An 18893-nucleotide genomic window follows, 5' to 3' on the forward strand; every position below is an offset into this window, starting at 1 on the left:
AGCCCGGATCACTCCAGCGCGCGGTTGCGCGATTCCACGTCCACCGACCAGATGGCGACGGCACCCGCCACCAGCATGCTGGACAGCACGACCAGCGACAGCGTGAAGTGGCTGCTCATGATGGGTGCGATGATGGCCGGCGCAAACAACCCGCCAAAACGCGCCACGGCGCCCGCCATGCCCATGCCGCTTGCGCGCAGGTCGGTCGGGTACACCTCGGGCGTGAAGGCGTACAAGGCGCCCCACGTGCCCAGCAACGAGAAGCTCATCAACAAGGTGGAACCGATCACGACCGCCGGCGACGTGCCCAGGCTGTACAGCATGCACCCCACGGCGCTCAGGATCAGGAAGCCAACCAGCGTGGGCTTGCGGCCCCACCGTTCCACCCCATAGGCCGACAGCGCGAAGCCGGGCAACTGCACCAGCGCCAGCAGCACCAGGAATTCCTGGCCTCGCATGAAAGCGAAGCCTTCGGTGCTGAGCTTGACGGGCAGATAGACGAAGACGCCGTAGTAGGCGATGGAGATCAGCGCCCATGCCAGGAACAGCCCGATGCTGCGGCGGCGGTAACTCGGCGAGAACAGCGCGAACATCGATTTGTGCACCGGAACTTCCGGCTGCAGGTGGGGAAGATCGACGTCGCGGCGGTTGACCCGCGCCACGCGCTCCAACACTTTGCGCGCCTGATCCGACTTGCCGTTCCGGTTCAGATACATCGGTGATTCCGGAATATAGAAGCGCAGCACCACGCCGATCAGGGCGGGCAGCCCGGTCACGAAGAAGATCACGCGCCATGCGTCATCGCCCCAGGAGGCTGCGGCAAGCGCCAGCAGCGCCAGGAAAATGGTGCCCACGGCCCAGAACGATTCCAGCAGCACCAGCCAGCGGCCGCGACGGTCGCTGGGCAGGAATTCCGCCATCATCGTGTAATCCACAGGCAGCGTGCCGCCCACGCCGATGCCCGTCAGGAAACGCAGGAACAGCAACCATGTGAACTCCGGCGCGAAAGCCGATGCCACGCCGGCGCAGGCGTCGATGACCACGGCGATCATCAGGACCGGACGGCGCCCGATGCGGTCGGCCATCCGGCCAAAGACGAACGCGCCGATCAACATGCCGATGAAGAAGAACGTGCCGCTCTGCAATGCCTGCGGCACGGTGATGCCGAAGGTCTTGGCGATAGAGGGCGCACTGAACCCGATCGACAGCACCTGCATGGCGTCCGCCATCCAGACCAGGCCGAATATCACGAACAACCGGTACTGGAACTTGCCGACACCTGCCACCTGAATGGCCTTGTCCACTGAAACCAATGAAGCTGACATAGATGAAAAACCCCTTGTTGTGATCAACACAAACTGCTGCACGCGTTGTGGCCGCGCTTCCTTTAGTTCAGCTCCGCGTGCTCGCGCAGCCTGCTAATCGTGTCCGTCGGGTCTGGCCAGGGGTCTTTGCCTGGCGCATGGCGTTCCCGCAAATAGCCGACCAAATCCGCAATCTGCCTGTCGTCCAGCGCGTCCTTGAACCCCGGCATGTAGCCCAGCTCGTCATTGGCGGGCGTCTGGATGCCGTTGAGGATCACCTGGATCAGGTTGTCGGGCGTTGCGGCATGCAAATTGGTGTTCGAGCTCAACAGGGGCTTCACGCCGAACAGCGTGGGACCGCTACCGGCTTCGTGGCAGACGGCGCACGCGTTCTGATAGACGCGCTCGCCGTTCGCGCGGCGGCCCTGAAGAGACTGGATCGTGGCGGCTGGCACCGATTGCGCAGCCGGGGCGGGTGCCGACGATTCCGGCCTGGCCACGGCAGCATCCGCCGCTTGCGGCAGGTCCAGCAAATACGTGGTGATGGCCTTCACGTCGCTGTCGGGCAATTCGGCCAAGCCGTGGATCACCGGCGCCATCGGGCCGGCCGCCACGCCGTGACGGGGCGAGTAGCCCGTGCGCAGGTACTGGAACAATTCGTCGCCCGTCCAGGCGCGGGCGCCCGTGGCCAACTGGTTCAGCGCGGGCGCGCTCCAGCCTTCGGCCTCGCCGCCCGCCAGGTAGTTCACGCCCGTCTTCTCTGCGCCCAGGCGGTTGCGGGGCGAGTGGCACGCCGCGCAATGGCCGGCGCCTTGCACCAGATACGCGCCACGCAACCATTCCGCGCTGCGCGACGGATCCGGCGTGAACGGTCGAGCATCATGGAACAACGCATTCCAACCCGCTAGTAGCGGACGGAAATTGAAGGGGAACGCCAGCTGCGTCTTGGGCGCTTCGGCGCGCACGGCGGGTTGCGACATCAGATAGCCGTACAACGCCTGCATGTCCGCGTCACTCAGCTTGGCGTAGGCCGTGTACGGAAACGCCGGGTACAGCTGCCGCCCGTCCTGATGGACGCCTTGGCGCATGGCGCGTTCGAACGCGGGGTACGACCACCGGCCGATGCCGGTATCGTTGTCGGGCGTGATGTTGGTGGTGTAGATCGTGCCGAATGGCGTGTCCAACGCCAACCCGCCCGCGTTGGCCTTGCCGCCAGGCGCGGTATGGCACGCGATGCAATCGCCGGCAGCCGCCACCAGGCGCCCGCGCTCGATTGCGCGCATGGAATACAGCGATACATCCGGACCCGCCGTCAGCGGCAGCGCGGGCTTCATTGGCCACAGCGCAACGGCCATTCCTGCCACGCCCGCCATGCCGGCCGCCAGCCAACCCCAACTCCGCGCCAACGGATTGCGCGGCCGCCCGGCACGACGGCCTGCCAGCGCCAGCCGCAGCTGTTCCGTGTCAAACGGCGCTTGCCGCAGGCGCACACCGGTGGCGTCCTGGATGGCGTTGGCGATGGCGGCCGCGGCGGGCAGCGTCACGACGCCGTCCAAGCCCAACTGCCCCTGCGTCACCACGCCGTCGGCGGGAGCGTTGCGGGACAGTCCCTTTTGCCCCTCGTGCCTGCTTAGCGTACCGCCGTGTTCGTCGACGGCGTTCGCCCCCGGGCGGGTCCAGTCATCGAACGCGGGCGGCCCTGCCAACAGGCGGCGCGCGTTGGCCAGCAACCACGGGGTCTGTTGCTCGATTTGAGGCAGGACCGGGGCGCTCTGCGCCGGCTGCAACTGCTGACTGTCGTGCCCCGCCACCACTCGCGTCACCTCGACCCGGCCCGTCTGAGGCTGCACGGCGACTTCGGCCACCCAGGCGCTCCACACCATGCGGGTAGCGCCGGCTTCGTCCATGCACTGCACTTGGGCGGCGGCGAACCCGGCCCCCCGCAACGTGCCGATTCCTGGCACGTCCTCATCGTCCGCAGCGGGCAGATCCGCCCTTGCCACCACTTGACGCGCCAGCGCCAGCCCTTGCCCCTCGGGCATGTGCCGCAACCGCCACGCCACCGGATCTTCACCCTGGGCCAAGGCCTGTTCGTGCCACAGGCTTTCCTCGGCGAACACCTGCGCCGCATTCAACTCGTCCACGCTGGCGTGCAGCGGCCGGGACGGCCCCTTGCTGGCCTGCACCGCCACCTCACTGCGCACCGTCGCCTGCGCGGATGCGCGGGCGTGTCCGGGCTGGCTCAACAGCCGCGCCAGGCTGGGCCGCATCGCCCAGGGCGCCTCCGACCACAACCCCGTGGACGGCGCCTGATTGGGATCAACCCCAGACACCTGGGTGGCTGAATCCAAGGCGGCTTCCGAGGGCGCCGCCGACTGCGACACATGCAGCACCAGTTCATCCGCCGCCCCGGCATCGCAGGCCACGCAGACCGGCCGGCCTGCCGCCTGCGAAAGCAGCGCCGCGTCGGCCGCGGCATCCAGCAAGTCCAGCGGATGCGGCGGGTTGGGTTCGGTTGCGGCGGTGCCGCCGGCCCCCATGACCGTCAGCCGTATCGCCGCCTCGGGTTGGTGCAGCAACGCGGACAGCTCGCGCCGCAGTTGTTGTTGAACCTCTTGCGTGCAGGCCGGCAGCCACACGCCGGTATGCCCGTTCACGCTCCATGCCGTGACCCGCGCGCGCCCGTTGGATTCGCCCGACGGCAGGCGCAAGCTGTAGCGACGTTGATCAGCCCCGGACGCAGACACGCGCGGTGCCTCGGTCGGATCCAACGCTTGCCAGACCGGGGCCAATTCCACTGCCGCTTGCCGGGCATACAGCGGCGTGACCGCCACGACGCCCGCGAAGTGGTCATGCCGCACCGTCGCGACCACGCCGGCCAAGGCGCGGACTTCAGCCAGGCGCACGCTCAGCAACCGGCTTCCGCGATAGCGCGTGCCGTCCCAGGCCAATTCGGGGGGACGCAGGGCGATGCCGTGCAGCAGATCAGCAGGCAGAGCAAGCGTCGGGCCGGCGTTTGCCAAGGCCGCGTCGAAAGCGTTCGCGCTCATCGTGGGGAATCTTCCGCAGCGCGCGCCGCGCGCAATTGCACGGCCCGCAACGCCGCTTGCATGATTTCCACGTGCGTGCCGCAGCGGCACAAGTTGTGGTGCAGTTCGCTGCGCAGGACTTGTTCCGTGGGGCAGGGATCGCGGCGCAGCAGGGCTTCCACCGTCATGATCATTCCGTTCAGGCAATAGCCGCACTGCGCCGCCTGGCAGTCGATGAACGCTTGCTGGGTCGGCCCTGGATGCTGCCGCGTGCCCAGCCCTTCCAGCGTGGTCACGGCCCGCCCCTGCGCCGCCCTGACCGGGATCACGCAAGAGCGCGCCGCCACGCCGTCGATCAGCACCGTGCAAGCGCCGCATTCGCCCAGGCCACAGCCGTACTTGGGGCCGTTGAGCTCCAGGTCATTGCGCAGCACATGCAGCAGCGCCGTATCGGGCGCTGCCGGCACGTCGTGTGCGCATCCGTTGACCGTCAAGCGGATCGGAGGCGGGGCGTTGCTTGGAGTGACTGAGGATCCCATGGGCGTGACGCGTGGCTGCAGGTTGAAAGGGTGAAAGGTTGCCGCTACGCGGGCCGGGGAGCAAGCCCCTTCTTTTTCGGAAGCCCGTTTCCGGCCGGCGCAGCGGAAAACATCACGCCGCCGCCCGCGACTTGGGCTCGACCAGCGGCTCGCTGAACACGTCGTAGCCGAAGCACCAGGAGGGATCCTCGTTGGTGCGCAGCCAGGTGTTGTCATGAGAGATGCGCTGCACCTTGCTGGCGCGTTCGGCGCGGTTGGCCTCATACAACGCAAACGCCAGTTCATGGTTGTTCACGCCCACTTCCTTGAAGCACCGCGCCAGCATCGCGCCATCTTCGATGGCCATGGCCGCGCCCTGCGCCATGTGGGGCTTCATCGGATGGCAGGCGTCGCCCAGCAGCACCAGGCGGCCGCGGCTCCACAGCGGCAGCGGATCGCGCTCCAGCAGCGACCACTTGGTCACTTCCACCGTAGCGTCGATCAACGCCTGCACCGTGGGATGCCAGCCGCTGAAGGCCTCGCGCATTTCGTCCTTGCTGCTGGGCAGCCAGCGGTCGTTCAGGTCCCAATGTTCGACGGGCACACCGGTGACGTAGTAAAGCTCGTCGGCCTTGCCGGTCACGAAGTAGGTCATCATGTGGCGGTCGTCGCTCCACCACTTCACGCAGGCATCGAAGGGCAACATGCCGCCCTTGACCTGCGGCGTCGGGAATACCGCGCGGTGCGCCAGATACCCCGCGTACTTCGGCAGCTCCGGCCCCAGCAGTTCTTCGCGAATCCGCGAGTTCACGCCGTCGGCGCCGATCACGATGTCGGCCTCTTCGGACGTGCCGTCGGCAAAGTGCATCACCACCACGTCGCCCCGGTCCTCTACCTTGGTCAACGACTTGTCGTAGGCGACGGCGCTTTTCGGCAGGGCGTCGATCAGCAAGGCGTGGAAGTCGCCGCGATGCACCGTGAGGTAGGACGCGCCGTAGTGCTTGACGGCGTAATCGCCCAGCGGAATCTGCGCCAGGATGTCGCCCGTTTGCCAGTGACGGCTGTACCAGTAGTCGGGATGGGAGCCCTGGGCGTTCAGCGCATCTTCCACGCCGATGCGGCGCAGGATCTTCATGACGTTGGGTCCCACATGGATGCCGGCCCCTAGCCGCGAAAAGCCCGGCGCCTGCTCGTAGACGCGGACATTCAATCCTTCTTTGAGCAACAGCGCCGCGGTTGCGGCGCCGCCAAGACCGGCGCCGACGATGGCGATACGGGGGGATGTGGACACGGGGCTTCTCCTTGCTGGATGGTGAATGACTGAATAAGTGAATGCTTGAACACGCTGCGGGCCCCGCTCGGCCGATACACGGCCACGGCCTGGGAATTTGAAAAATTATGAAGTACACACTTCATTTTTTGATATCAAAATTTTCAATCCTCGCGTAAACCCGAAGGCAGAGCGCCAAAATAGTGCATGTTTTTCACCGCATTAGGTGAAAACCACTACGAAAACCAGGCTGGCTATCTGCCTCGCTCTTTGCAAGAATAGAGCGTATACGCTTCTTTTGAATTTATCGGAAACCCTAGTCCCACCCCCAAGGCACCCCATGACGAAGAATTTTCGAATCGGCCAGATCGTCCCCAGTTCCAACACGACCATGGAAACCGAAGTCCCCGCGATGCTGCAGGCGCATTCGTCGCTTCGGCCCGAGGACCGCTTCACCTTCCACTCCAGCCGGATGCGCATGAAGAAGGTGCAAAAGGAAGAGCTGGCGGCCATGGATGCCGAAAGCGACCGCTGCGCGCTGGAACTCAGCGACGCGCGGGTCGACGTGCTGGGCTACGCCTGCCTGGTGGCCATCATGGCCATGGGTCGGGGCTACCACCGCGTCTCGCAGAAGCGCCTGTCTGAACGCACCGCCGAAAACGGCGCGGCCGCGCCCGTCATCACCAGCGCCGGCGCCCTGGTCGACGCGCTGCACGTCATGGGCGCGAAAAAGATCGCGCTGGTCGCCCCCTACATGGTGCCGCTGACCGAACTGGTCATGGACTACATCGCCGCTGAAGGCTTCGAGATCGTCGACTGGCGCGCGCTGGAAATCCCCGACAACCTGGAGGTGGGCCGCCACGATCCCGCCCGCCTGCCCGGCATCGTCGCCGGCATGAACGTGGCCGACGCCGACGTGATCGTGCTGTCCGCCTGCGTGCAAATGCCGTCGCTGCCCGCCGTGTCGCAAGTCGAGGCCGAAACCGGCAAGCCCGTGTTGACGGCCTCCATCGCCACCACCTACGCCATCCTGAAAGCGCTGGGCCTGGACCCTGTCGTGCCCGGCGCGGGCGCCCTGCTCTCCGGCGCATACCCCTATTCCAGGAACCCGCAATGAACCACGCAGCCAGCACCTACCCCGCCAGTACCTACCTCTACGGCGGCCACGTCCACGCCAACGGCATCCGCCAGCACTATCTACGCTATGGCGGTAACGCCGGCGAACGCGCCAAACGCCTGGCCGTCATCGTCATCCCCGGCATCACCAGCCCCGCCGTGACGTGGGGTTTCGTGGCCGAACACCTGGGCCGCCAATTCGATACCTATGTGCTGGACGTGCGCGGACGCGGGCTGTCGGCGTCCGGCCCCGGCCTGGACTACGGCCTGGACGCGCAAGCGGCCGACGTGACGGGCTTCGCCCAGGCGCTGGGGCTGGAACAGTACGCGCTGGTCGGCCACTCCATGGGTGGGCGCATCGCCGTCCGCGCCGCCAGCAAGAAGCCCGAGGGCCTGGCGCGCCTGGTCATCGTCGACCCGCCGGTATCCGGCCCGGGGCGCCGCGCCTACCCCGCCAACCTGGCCTGGTACGTGGATTCCATCCGCCAGGCCACCCATGGCATGACCGCCGAAGACATGCTGGCGTTCTGCCCCACCTGGACGGACACGCAGCGCCAACTGCGCGCCCAGTGGCTGCACACCTGCCATGAGCCGGCCATCGTCCAGAGCTTCGAGGATTTCGGGCGTGACGACATCCATGCGGACCTGCCCGGCATCGCCGTGCCCCTGCTGCTGATGACCGCGGAAAAGGGCGGCGTCGTGGGCGACGACGACGTCGCCGAATGGCAAAGCCTGGCGCCGCAGACCGAGCACCTGCGGGTGCCCGGCGCGGGCCACATGATTCCCTGGGACAACGAAGCCGGGTTCTACGCCGCCTTCGGCGACTTCCTCGGCCACCCGGTGGACTGAACCACCGCCACCCGCCCCCCACTCCGCCGCCCTAAAGGAACGCCCATGTCCGTCAGCGATATCGACCTGATCCACGCCTGGAAGCAGGTGCTTGCGCTCTCCCGGCTTGAAGCCGGCCAGACTGTCACCGTGCTTACCGGCGCCGACACGCATCCGCAAACCTTGCGCTGCGCCATCGCCGCCGCCACCGACATGGGCGCCCGCGTCAACAGGCTGGACCTGCCGCCCGTCAACGCCGACAAGTCCATCAGCCGCGACGCCCTCGCCTATCTGGGCACCACGCCGCTGACCGGCAACCCCGCCGCCATCGCGGCGCTGACGGCCAGCGACCTGGTGCTGGACCTGATGACGCTGCTGTTTTCACCGGAACAGCACCAGATCCTGCAGACCGGCACCAAGATCCTGCTGGCGATCGAGCCGCCCGAAGTGCTGTGCCGGCTGGTGCCCACCGAAGCGGACCGCACACGCGTGCAGGCCGCCGCACGCCGGATCGAGGCCTCGCGCCAGATGCGCATCACATCCGCGGCCGGCACCGACCTGCGTTGCCAACTGGGGGATTTTCCGGCGATCTCCGAATACGGTTTCGTGGACCAGCCCGGCCGCTGGGACCACTGGCCCAGCGGCTTCGTGCTGACCTGGCCCAACGAAGGCCAAAGCGAAGGGCGCGTCGTGCTGGACCGCGGGGACATCCTGCTGCCCATGAAAGACTACGTGACCGAGCCGATCGAACTCGTCATCGAAAAAGGCTACGTCACCCGCATCAACGGCGGCCTGCAGGCCGACATCCTGAACGAATACATGGCCGCCTACGAAGACCCCGAGGCCTATGCCGTGTCCCACATTGGCTGGGGCCTGCAACCGCGCGCCCAGTGGTCCATGCTGGCCCACTACAACAAGGAAGCCCACATCGGCATGGACGCCCGCGCCTTCGAAGGCAACTTCCTGTGGTCCATGGGCCCCAACAACGAAGCCGGCGGCAGCCGCAGCACTGCCTGCCACATCGACATTCCGATGCGCCATTGCAGCGTGGCGCTGGACGACCACCCGGTCGTGATCAACGGCGTCGTCCAGGACGAATCGGGATTGGCCCGCGCCGCCCGCCGCAAGGAAAGCAAATGATCCCCTCCACTCAGACCATTCCCGCCCAAGGCACCGACGGCGACGTTTCCGCTTATTCTCGGCAAGGCTTCGGTACCCCGTTGCCGCTGAAGGCCCCGTTCGGCCTGCTGATCGTCGACTTCGTCAACGGCTTTGCCGACCCCGCCGTGCTGGGCGGCGGCAACATCCCCGATGCCATTGCGCAAACGCGTCGTCTGCTGGCCCACGCCCGTGCGCGCGGCTGGCCGGTCGCGCATAGCCGCATCGTGTTCTCGGACGACGACGCCGACAGCAACATTTTCTGCCTGAAAGTGCCCGCCATGCTGGCCCTGAAGGAACACAGCCACAACAGCGCCATCGTGCCCGAACTGGCGCCCGCCGCCGGCGAATACGTGGTGCGCAAGAGCACCCCGTCCGCCTTCTTCGGCACCATGCTGGCGCCCTGGCTGGCGCAACGCGGCGTGCAGACCCTGGTGGTGGCCGGCTGCGTCACCAGCGGTTGCGTGCGGGCCAGCGTGGTGGACGCGATGCAAGCGGGTTTCCGGCCACTGGTCGTGTCCGACTGCTGCGGCGACCGCGCCTTGGGGCCGCACGACGCCAACCTGTTCGACATGGCGCAGAAGTACGCCGCCGTCATGCCGCTGGCTCAGGCCATCTCCGATACCGACGCCCTGGCGCAAACCCCGCTGTCTGGCGCCAGGTAATGCCGGCATAATCATTTCCCTGGCTCCGAATGCTCTCTGCCCCATGACCCTGCCTCAGCCTCAAGCATTGGTTGGCACGCTGCTCGCCCACCCCGACGCGCTGCTGGTCGTGCGCGAGCCTTCGGCGCCCCCACGCCCCGCGCCGGGCCAGCCCGGAACCGCAACCGATTACGTCCAGGAAACACCGGAAATCTTCATCGCGGTGCTGGGCGGCAGCGGTCTGCCCCCCGAAGGGGCAGACCCTTCCGCCTGGCGCGTGCTTGCCTTCAACGGCCACGTGGATCTGGGCACCGGCATCAAGACGTCATTGGCCCAGATCGTCGCCGAAGAACTGGATGTTCCCATGGCACGCCTGGACATGGTGCTGGGCCATACCAACGCCGCCCCCAACCAGGGGCCGACGATCGCCAGCGCCACCATCCAGATATCGGCGGTTCCCTTGCGCCGCGCGGCGGCCCAGGCCCGCGAGCATCTGCTTGCCATGGCGGCGCAGCAGTGGAACCTGCCGCGAGACGCGCTACGGGTGCGCGACGGCGTGATCCAACCCCGGGACGACAGCGATCCGCGCCAACTGCATTACGGCCAACTGGTGCGCGGCCAGCACACGCGGCTGACGCTGCCGCCGCCCGACCAGCCCGTCCGCCTGAAACCCGCCGAAGACTACCGGATCGTCGGACAAGGCGTGGCTCGGGTCGACATCCCGGCCAAGGCCACCGGAGAACTCAGCTTCGTGCACGACGTGCGCGTGCCCGGCATGCGCCATGGGCGGGTCATCCGCCCGCCCCACCCGGGACGCGACGCCGGCGATTTCATCGGCCATAGCCTGATAGCCGTGGACCGCGAGTCCGTGGCCCACCTGCCGGGCAACGTGCAGGTCGTGGCGCAGGGCGACTTCATCGGCGTCGTGGCAGATCGCGAAGAACAAGCCATCGCGGCGATGCGCGCCCTGAAAGTCCGCTGGAAGCCCATTCCGCCCGCGCTCCGTCTGGACCACCTTGCCGACGCCATCCGCGCCCAGCCGGCGCACGCCCGGCCGTTGATTGAAGATGGCGACGTCGACACCGCGTGCGCCGAGGCCGCCACGCATCTGCGCCGCAGTTACGTCTGGCCGTATCAAATGCATGCCTCCATCGGCCCCTCGTGCGCCGTCGCCGATTTCCGCGAGGGCCGCCTGACGGTCTGGACGGGTTCGCAGAACCCGCACATGTTGCGCACCGATCTGGACCGCCTGCTGAAACTGGGCGAAGGGCAGATCGAACTGATCCGGCTGGAAGCCGCCGGCTGCTACGGCCGCAACTGTGCCGACGACGTCTGCGCCGACGCGGCGTTGCTGTCCATGGCCGTGGGCGCGCCAGTGCGCGTGCAGCTCACGCGCGAACAGGAACATCAGTGGGAACCCAAGGGCACCGGCCAATTGATGGACGTGGGCGCCGCCATCAATGCCAATGGCGACCTGCTGGCCTACGACTTCGCCGTGCGATACCCCTCCAATGACGCGCCCATCCTGGCGCTGCTGCTGACGGGTGCGATCTCCAGCGAACCGCGCACACTGGAAATGGGCGACCGCACGGCGGCACCGCCCTATCGCTACCAGAACCGGCGCGTCGTCTGCCACGACATGGCGCCGCTGGTGCGCGCATCGTGGCTGCGCGGCGTGTCGGCGCTGCCGAATTCCTTCGCGCATGAATGCATGATCGACGAACTCGCCCACGCAGCCGGCGCGGATCCCGTCGAATACCGCGTTCGCCATCTGGATGACGCGCGTGCCGTCGCGCTGATCGACGCCACGGCCCAGCGCGCACGCTGGCGTCCGTTTACGCCAGGCAGCCGCGGCACGCCCGACGCCGACGGCCAGTTGCATGGGCGCGGCGTCGCGTACGCCCGTTATGTGCACAGCAAGTTCCCCGGATTCGGCGCTGCGTGGGCGGCGTGGGTCATCGACCTGCGCGTTGACCCAGCCACCGGCCGCATCACCGTCGAGCGCATCGTCGTCGGCCAAGACACCGGCATGGTCGTCAACCCCGATGGCGTTCGCCACCAGATCCATGGCAACGTGAACCAGACGCTAAGCCGCAGCCTGCTGGAAAAAGTGGAATTCGATACGGCGGGCGTGGCCAGCCGCGAATGGGGCGGCTATCCCATCATCGGCTTCAAGGACCTGCCGCCCATCGACGTGCTGCTGATGCCGCGCCAGGACGAACCGCCCATGGGCGCGGGCGAATCCGCCTCTGTTCCAGGCCCCGCCGCCATCGCAAACGCCCTCTTCGACGCCACGGGGCGGCGCTTCTACCAAGCGCCCTTCACGCCCGACGCGGTCCGCGCCGTACTGGCAGAACCGGTTCAGACGCTATCGAGCTGAGACCGGTCCACCTGCGCGGCCACCGACTGCGCCGCCCGCATTTCCTCAAGGAAGACCGGCGCGCACAGGCCGGCGATCACCGCCGCCAAGTCTTGATCGGCCGCGTCGTAGGCATGGCGGTGCGCCAGCAGGTTCAGCGATCCGATCACCCGGCCTTCGTGGCGCACCGGAATATTCAATGCCGAGTGCAGTCCGCGATCAATCAGCATCGGCGCTTCGGAAAACACCGAGCGCACATCGTCTTCGTTACTGGCCACGTACAGGCGCCCTTGCTCCAGCACATGGCGTGACCACGGACCGTTTCCGGTCGCCTTGAAGCCGCCCAAGGGGCTGATGCGCTCGTCAGACGTGTACAGCCGCTTCATCAGACGATGTTCCTCCAGGTACAGCAGCGCGGTGAAGAGCCGATGCCCGAAGGCGGCTTCCAGCAACCCGGACACCACGTCCCACTGCGCTTCGCGGCCGCTTGCCAGACCCAAGGCGCGCGCATACCCGGCCCACGGCGAAAACACGGATGCCGCCGTCATGCGTTGATCTCCTCAAGCACCACGCCGCGCGTGTTCTTGCCGAAGAACAGGATGCCCAGGCCGCCCACCAGCAGAATCGCCGTCATCATCGCGAACACGCCCGCAAAGCCCAGCACCGGATACGCCACGCCCACGATGGTCGGCGAAGCGATCGAGCCGATCCGTGCAAAGGCGGACGCCGCGCCCATGCCAGTCGCCCGGATCGACGTGGGATAGATCTCGGCCGTGTACGTGTATTGGCCCGCGATCACGCCATTCATGCCGAAGGACAGCAGCATGCTCAACATGATGATCTGATGTTCGCCACTGGCCAGCGCCAGGCCCAGGGCCGACAGGCACGACAGCAGCATGTAGATCAGGATCGTGTACTTGCGGCCGATCTTGTCGTTGAAGTACGCGGCCGAGAAATAGCCCGGAATCTGCGACAGGTAGATCAGGATGGTGTACGAGAAGCTCTTGGTGATGGTGAAGCCGCGCTCGACCAGCAAGCTGGGAATCCACACCAGGAAGGCGTAATAGCAGAACAGCACGGTGATCCAGAAGACCCAGACCAGGACAGTCGTTCCCAGATAGGTCTTCGAGAACAGCGAGGCCAGCTTGGCCATCGCGCCTTGCGGCTCGGCAGCGGCGGAAGCGGCTTTGCGGGTAGCGATCGGCGTGGGCAACGGACGGCCCAGCTTCTGCTGCACTTCGGCTTCGATCGCCGAGCAGATGCGGTCGGCCTCGACGGTCTGCCCCGTATGCTCAAGCCACCGGGGCGACTCGAACAGCGACTTGCGCCACCACAGCAGGAACACGACGGGCACCGACGCGATGATCATGATCCAGCGCCAGCCGTCATCGCTCATCGGCACAATGAAATAGCCCAGCAAGGCCGACATCACGAAGCCGAACGAGAAGAAGCCGGCCAGCGCGCCCGTGAAGCGGCCGCGATACTTGCTGCTGACGAACTCCGCCAGATACGGCGCGATGATGGCGCCTTCCGCCCCCATGCCGATGCCCGCGATCATGCGCAGGATGTAGAACTCGTGATAGTTGCGGGCGAAGGCGTTGAAGAAGGTCGCCACGCAGAACAGCAGCAGCGCCCACATCATGATCTTCTTGCGGCCGTAGCGGTCGCCCAGGATCCCCGAGAACAGCGCACCGACCAGAAAGCCCACGTAGGTACTGCTGGCGATCCAGCCGATCTGACCGGTGGACAGACCCCACTGCACGCGCAGCGAGGGGATGATGAACGCGATGATGCCGGCGTCCAGCGCTTCAAAGGCAAGCCCCAGGCCGCCGATCATCAGCAGCCTGAAATGGAAGCTTGAGAACGGCAGCCGCTCCAGGCGGTCTGATACGGAATACATGGTGGAGGAGTTCCGGAGAAAGGAAAGTGGTGAACGTCAGCAGGCGTTCTTATGCAGCAGGCCGCGATTCATGATCAGCTTGATCGAATCGGGTCGGGTCAAGAGCGCGATGTCGTCCAGCGGATTGCCGTCGACGAGCAGCAAGTCGGCGTAGGCGCCTTCGCAGACCTCGCCCAGCAAGCCTTCCTGGTTCAGGATCTCGGCGCCGATCAGCGTCGCTTGCTGGATGACTTTGGCATTGCCCAGCACACGGGCGCGCAGCACCAATTCGTCGGCCTGCATGTAGTGGGTTTCGCCCAGCAGGTCGCTGCCGTAGCCCATCTTCACGCCCACCTCATCCAGGATCTCAAGCGCCTTCAGCCCGTGCGTGCGCACCGTGGCGATTTTCTTGACGGAGTCCGATGGCAGGCCATAGCGCTCGCCGTCGTTGGCCAGGCCTTCATAGGTGATCAGCGTGGGCACCATATAGGCGCCGTGTTCCTTCATGACGAGCGCCGCCTCGCGGTCGACCAGGTTGCCGTGTTCGATGGTGCGTACGCCACAGCGCACGGCGCGCGAGATCGCCCGCGGCGTGTAGGCATGCGCCATCACGTAGGTATTGGCGTTGCTGGCCTCTTCCACGATGGCGATCAGTTCCGCCTCGGAGAAGCCCAGGTTCTGGATCGGATCATTGGGCGAGGCCACGCCGCCAGAAGCCATGACCTTGATCTGCGTAGCGCCCTTCAGGATTTCTTCGCGCACCGCCAGGCGGCAGTTGTCCACGCCATCGACCACACGGCCGATATTGCCGATCTTGACCGAGCACGGGCAGGGATCAAGCTCATCATTGCGTTGACGGAAATCGCCGTGCCCACCGGTCTGCGACAGCGCCTTGCCCGAGCAAAACAGGCGCGGCCCGTCGATCACGCCATCCAGCACGGCTTGCGCCAGGGCCCAATCCGCGCCGCCTGCGTCGCGCACCGACGTGAAGCCACGATCCAGCATGCCCTGCATGATGGGCAGCGCGCGCAGCAGCGCCAAGGCGTTCGGCAGCGCCGCCACGCGGCCCAGGTTGAAGGATGAGGCCACCACGTGCACGTGGCAGTCGATCATGCCGGGCATCAAGGTCATGCCCTGGGCATCGACCACTTCGGCGTCCGGCGCCGTCAGTGCATCGGCGCTGATGCGGGTAATCATCCCTTCTTCGATCAACACATTGGCGGCCTTTTCGAGGACCAACGTGCGCGTGTTCAAGATCTTGCAATTCTTAACAACAACCGGCTTCATAAATAAATCACGCTATCCGTTCAACATGCAGGAAATTCAGCATGGCGAACTCTACCGGTACAATCCAAACGTCCGATACCGGGTCTCCCCTTAGGCGTTCGACACAAATTCGAACAGCCTTATGAGCAATACTCATACCCCCTGCGATTCCCCCTTTCGCATTTTTTCCTGCCCGCTTTCCTCATACCGCTATGAGACGTCGCTGCCCCACTCTCTCTGAATTGAATGCGTTCACTGCGGCGGCGCGCCACCTGTCGTTTTCCAAGGCGGGCAAGGAATTGTTCGTGACGCAAAGCGCCATCAGCCGGCACATCGCCACGCTGGAAAGCTATCTTGGCCATGCGCTGTTCATCCGCGCGACGAACGGGCTGCAACTGACGCGCATGGGCGCCACCTATCTCAGCCTGGTCCGGCCGGCGCTGCATACGCTGGAAAGCGCCACCTCTCAGGTCATGGCCACACAGCAGTCGGCAAAATCATTGAACGTATCGGCCGCGCCCACCTTTGCGGCGCAGTGGCTGTTTCCCCGGCTGAAGACCTTTCGCGCATTCAATCCCGATATATCGGTCAATTTTGTGCGCTACAGCGTCGCGGATTACAAAAGCACCGAGTTGGATTTCGACGCATCGATCCAATATGGCTATGGCGATTGGCATGACGGCGACGCCAAGTACCTGACGGGGCGCGAAACCCGCCTGGTGTGTTCGCCCGATTATCTGGAACAGCATCCCATCAGCAGCCTGGAAGACATCAAGCAGTGCACGCTGTTGCAGCACATCGAGATTCCGCTGTCGTGGGAATATTGGTTTTCCACCTATCTCGGCGATTATGAACGCGCGCGCTTCGGCCCTGGCTTCAATCTGTTTTCAATGGTTATCCAGGCGGCCTCGTCCGGCTTCGGCGTGGCGCTGATGCCGCATTGCCTGATCGAGAAGGAATTGGCCACCGGGCAACTGGTCGACGTATTCGACCGCAGTTTCGAAAGCCCGCTGGGGTATTACCTGTGTGCGCCAAACTGGCGCAGCAATATGGAAAGTTACGACCGCCTGAGCCAATGGCTGTCGCACGAATGCTTGCATGGGTCCGGCCCAGGCGTCCCCGACACGCGCCAACCCGAACCGGATTGTCCCTATTGCGCAGCGGGGCTGATCCCAGCAGCTTGACGCCGCCCCCGCCCTGGATTCAATTGACGCGCGTGGGCAGCACGGCGCGCATCCAGCGGGTCAGACGTGGCCGGATACGCTGGTTGTGCAGCAGCACCGCACCCAGGACGCCGATGAACGCGCCGATGACGGTGTCCACGAAGCGCGCCCCGATCACATCGGCGGGATAGCCCTGGCCCAGATGCGGCGCTTCGGCCAGGAATATGGTCAGGGGCGTGATCAGCGCGACCGCGCTGGCGTAGTGCCGGACCACCAGCGTCTCGATACCGAACGACAGCGCCATCATCACCAGACTCAGCGTCCAGACATTCAACGGCAGGCTCAACAACGCCCACGCCACGCACAAGCCCATCGCCGTACCCAATATCCGATGCAGTTGGCGGTTCCACGCCGCCCACAGGCTGGCCCCCTGGATGATCGCCAGGCAACTGACCGGCACCCAATACGGGCGCGGCAGGTCCAGCAATTCGGCCACCAGCAATGAAATGCCGACGAACAAGCCGATGATGATCGAGTCGTACACAACAAAATCGAACGTGGGTCTGGGCGGCGGCGCATCCGGCGCGGGCGGCGCCACGCGCGTCATGTGCAAGCTGTAGGCAAAGGCCACCAGGCACGCAACAAGGCAACCGAGCGCCACCATCCCCACCCGCAAGGGCACGTCGTCGATGCGGCCGGGCGTATAGGCGGCGATCGCAGTGGCCATGATGAAAAACAGGCTGCCGGGCGGCCCCAGCCGATAGCAGCGGCACACCATGTTCACCAGGATGGCGATGAGGGTCAGCGCGGCGATCATGGCGGTAGGCCAGAATTGCGTCAGCGCGCCGACGGCATAACAGGCGACCATGCCGAACGAGGCGGCCAGCAGCATCATCATGCGTTGCTGCAAGGACGAATTGGGCAAGCTGAGAAACACCATGCCGCCCAGGCTGGACATCAGGCCATAGTCCATGCGGCCAAAGTACGCGCCCACCATCAAGGGCAGGCCGGACGACAGCGCCGCCGCAAACGGCATCTCCCAACGCCGGTCGCTGGTGTTGACCCGGGTCAGCTCGCGCCAAGTGCCTTGCACCTGCTGCTTGACGAAGCCACGTCGCGGCCGCTCGCCGTCTGCCTCTTCCGGTTGCTCTTGCTGGTTCATCCATCGCCCCTATTTCGGCCTGGCAAGGATTATCCCCCCAAAATTCCGCCTAGTGGACTTAACGGGAATTCCCTGATATTCCTGCCCAGGCCGCATGGCTACCATTCCGCGCACCTCGGCTTACCCGCCGACAGAATACCTATGCGCCCAGCGCGGAGACACCATGAAAGCACTCAAACATGTTGCGGCAGGCACCGCCTTATTCCTCTCGTCCTGGGCCGCTGCCAACGCCGGCGTGACTTTCGATAGCGTGAAGAACAAGGGCTTCGTCCAATGCGGCGTCTCGACCGGCGTCGCGGGCTTCTCCGTGAACGACAGCAAGGGCGGATGGATCGGACTGGACGTCGACCTGTGCCGCGCGCTTGCCATCACCATGTTTGGCGACGCCTCCAAAGCCAAGATCATGGCGGTCAGCGCCGTGCAACGTTTCACCGCGCTGCAGTCCGGTGAAGTCGACGTCCTGCCGCGCAACACCACCCTGTCGCTCACGCGCGACACCACCCTGGGCCTGATCGGCGTCGGCGTGAACTACTACGACAGCCAGGGCATCATGGTGAACAAGTCCCTGAACGTGAAGAGCGCCAAGGAACTGGACGGCGCGACGGTGTGCGTGCAGCCGGGCACGACCACCGAGTTGAACCTGTCGGACTGGTTCCGTTCGCAGAACATCGTGTTCAAGCCGGTTGTCGTGGAACGCCTGGACGAGATCATCCGCGCCTTCGCGGTGGGTCGCTGCGATGCGTTCACCGGCGACAAGTCCCAGCTGGCCGCGGCCCGCACCAACCTGGAGAACCCGGAAAAGTACGACATCCTGCCCGAGAACTTCTCGAAGGAGCCGTTGGGCCCCATGGTGCGCCAGGGCGACGAGCAATGGTTCAACGTGGTCCGCTGGACGATGTTCGCCATGCTGGAAGCCGAGGAATACGGCATCACGTCGAAGAACGTGGACGAGATGCTCAAAAGCACCAACCCCAACGTGCAGCGCCTGCTGGGCGTGACCCCGGGCATGGGCAAGAACCTGGGCGTGGACGACAAGTGGGCCTACAACATCATCAAACACATCGGCAACTACGGCGAGAGCTTTGAAAAGAACCTGGGCCCGAGCAGCCCGCTGAAGCTGTCGCGCGGCCTGAACGCGTCGTATCGCGACGGTGGCCTGATGTACGGCTGGCCGGTGCGCTAAGCGCGGCCTGAAGG

15 protein-coding genes are annotated in these 18893 nt (G+C 65.5%); 7 read left to right on the forward strand and 8 right to left on the reverse strand.

The genetic code is table 11. From position 1 onward, the window contains the following. Positions 1 to 8: 8 nt before the first annotated feature. From HG262_RS03130 to HG262_RS03145, 4 genes are all read right to left on the reverse strand, one after another. Positions 9 to 1325: an MFS transporter gene (locus HG262_RS03130; RefSeq protein WP_169269650.1), complete on the reverse strand. Its 1317-nt coding sequence runs from the start codon at positions 1323 to 1325 to the stop codon at positions 9 to 11. Between the two features lie 62 nt (positions 1326 to 1387). Beyond that, entirely contained in the window at positions 1388 to 4354 is a 2967-nt protein-coding gene (locus HG262_RS03135; protein WP_169269651.1) for a cytochrome c, read from the reverse strand. Continuing rightward, on the reverse strand, positions 4351 to 4872 hold the full coding sequence (locus HG262_RS03140; protein WP_169269652.1) for a (2Fe-2S)-binding protein: 522 nt from the start codon (positions 4870 to 4872) through the stop codon (positions 4351 to 4353). Before HG262_RS03140 ends, HG262_RS03135 begins: the two co-directional genes overlap by 4 nt. A 112-nt stretch (positions 4873 to 4984) precedes the next feature. Further along, positions 4985 to 6142, reverse strand: coding sequence for an FAD-dependent monooxygenase (locus HG262_RS03145; protein ID WP_169269653.1), 1158 nt, complete (start codon positions 6140 to 6142; stop codon positions 4985 to 4987). A 319-nt stretch (positions 6143 to 6461) separates the two neighbouring features. Here HG262_RS03145 and HG262_RS03150 point away from each other — a divergent pair, with 319 nt between their 5' ends. Genes HG262_RS03150 through HG262_RS03170 form a run of 5 tightly spaced genes read left to right on the forward strand, consistent with a single transcriptional unit; the run spans position 6462 to position 12247 of the window. Continuing rightward, positions 6462 to 7238, forward strand: a complete 777-nt coding sequence (locus HG262_RS03150) for a hypothetical protein (RefSeq protein WP_006222427.1) — start codon at positions 6462 to 6464, stop codon at positions 7236 to 7238. Beyond that, positions 7235 to 8086 (forward strand): alpha/beta hydrolase, encoded by an 852-nt coding sequence (locus HG262_RS03155; protein ID WP_169269654.1) that lies wholly within the window; start codon positions 7235 to 7237, stop codon positions 8084 to 8086. Before HG262_RS03150 ends, HG262_RS03155 begins: the two co-directional genes overlap by 4 nt. 45 nt (positions 8087 to 8131) lie before the next feature. Next, positions 8132 to 9205 carry a 2,5-dihydroxypyridine 5,6-dioxygenase gene (locus HG262_RS03160; RefSeq protein WP_169269655.1) on the forward strand — a complete coding sequence of 358 codons (1074 nt, stop codon included), beginning with the start codon at positions 8132 to 8134 and terminating at the stop codon, positions 9203 to 9205. Then, positions 9202 to 9888 carry an N-carbamoylsarcosine amidohydrolase gene (locus HG262_RS03165; RefSeq protein WP_169269656.1) on the forward strand — a complete coding sequence of 229 codons (687 nt, stop codon included), beginning with the start codon at positions 9202 to 9204 and terminating at the stop codon, positions 9886 to 9888. The genes HG262_RS03160 and HG262_RS03165 overlap by 4 nt, the downstream gene beginning before the upstream one ends. 43 nt (positions 9889 to 9931) lie before the next feature. Beyond that, on the forward strand, positions 9932 to 12247 hold the full coding sequence (locus HG262_RS03170; RefSeq protein ID WP_169269657.1) for a molybdopterin cofactor-binding domain-containing protein: 2316 nt from the start codon (positions 9932 to 9934) through the stop codon (positions 12245 to 12247). On the opposite strand, the gene HG262_RS03175 is transcribed toward HG262_RS03170, so the two are convergent. From HG262_RS03175 to HG262_RS03185, 3 genes are read right to left on the reverse strand one after another with little or no spacing between them, the layout of a single operon-like run. Further along, the gene (locus HG262_RS03175; protein WP_169269658.1) at positions 12229 to 12774 is read right to left on the reverse strand and encodes a GAF domain-containing protein; all 546 of its coding nucleotides are present in this window, start codon (positions 12772 to 12774) and stop codon (positions 12229 to 12231) included. The genes HG262_RS03170 and HG262_RS03175 overlap by 19 nt on opposite strands. After that, a complete protein-coding gene (locus tag HG262_RS03180) occupies positions 12771 to 14126 on the reverse strand; it encodes an MFS transporter (RefSeq protein ID WP_169269659.1) in 1356 nt (451 codons plus the stop codon). Before HG262_RS03180 ends, HG262_RS03175 begins: the two co-directional genes overlap by 4 nt. 36 nt (positions 14127 to 14162) lie before the next feature. After that, complete coding sequence (locus HG262_RS03185) at positions 14163 to 15392, reverse strand: amidohydrolase family protein (RefSeq protein WP_169269660.1); 1230 nt, start codon at positions 15390 to 15392, stop codon at positions 14163 to 14165. A 191-nt stretch (positions 15393 to 15583) separates the two neighbouring features. On the opposite strand from HG262_RS03185, the gene HG262_RS03190 reads away from it, so the two are divergent. Continuing rightward, entirely contained in the window at positions 15584 to 16555 is a 972-nt protein-coding gene (locus HG262_RS03190; protein ID WP_248293213.1) for a LysR substrate-binding domain-containing protein, read from the forward strand. A gap of 19 nt (positions 16556 to 16574) precedes the next feature. On the opposite strand, the gene HG262_RS03195 is transcribed toward HG262_RS03190, so the two are convergent. Further along, entirely contained in the window at positions 16575 to 17696 is a 1122-nt protein-coding gene (locus tag HG262_RS03195; protein WP_169269661.1) for an FUSC family protein, read from the reverse strand. Between the two features lie 163 nt (positions 17697 to 17859). Here HG262_RS03195 and HG262_RS03200 point away from each other — a divergent pair, with 163 nt between their 5' ends. Then, positions 17860 to 18879 (forward strand): amino acid ABC transporter substrate-binding protein, encoded by a 1020-nt coding sequence (locus HG262_RS03200; protein WP_169269662.1) that lies wholly within the window; start codon positions 17860 to 17862, stop codon positions 18877 to 18879. The last annotated feature ends 14 nt before the right edge of the window (positions 18880 to 18893 follow it).

The sequence above is a fragment of the Achromobacter sp. Bel genome (assembly GCF_012928505.1).
Lineage (GTDB): Bacteria > Pseudomonadota > Gammaproteobacteria > Burkholderiales > Burkholderiaceae_B > Achromobacter.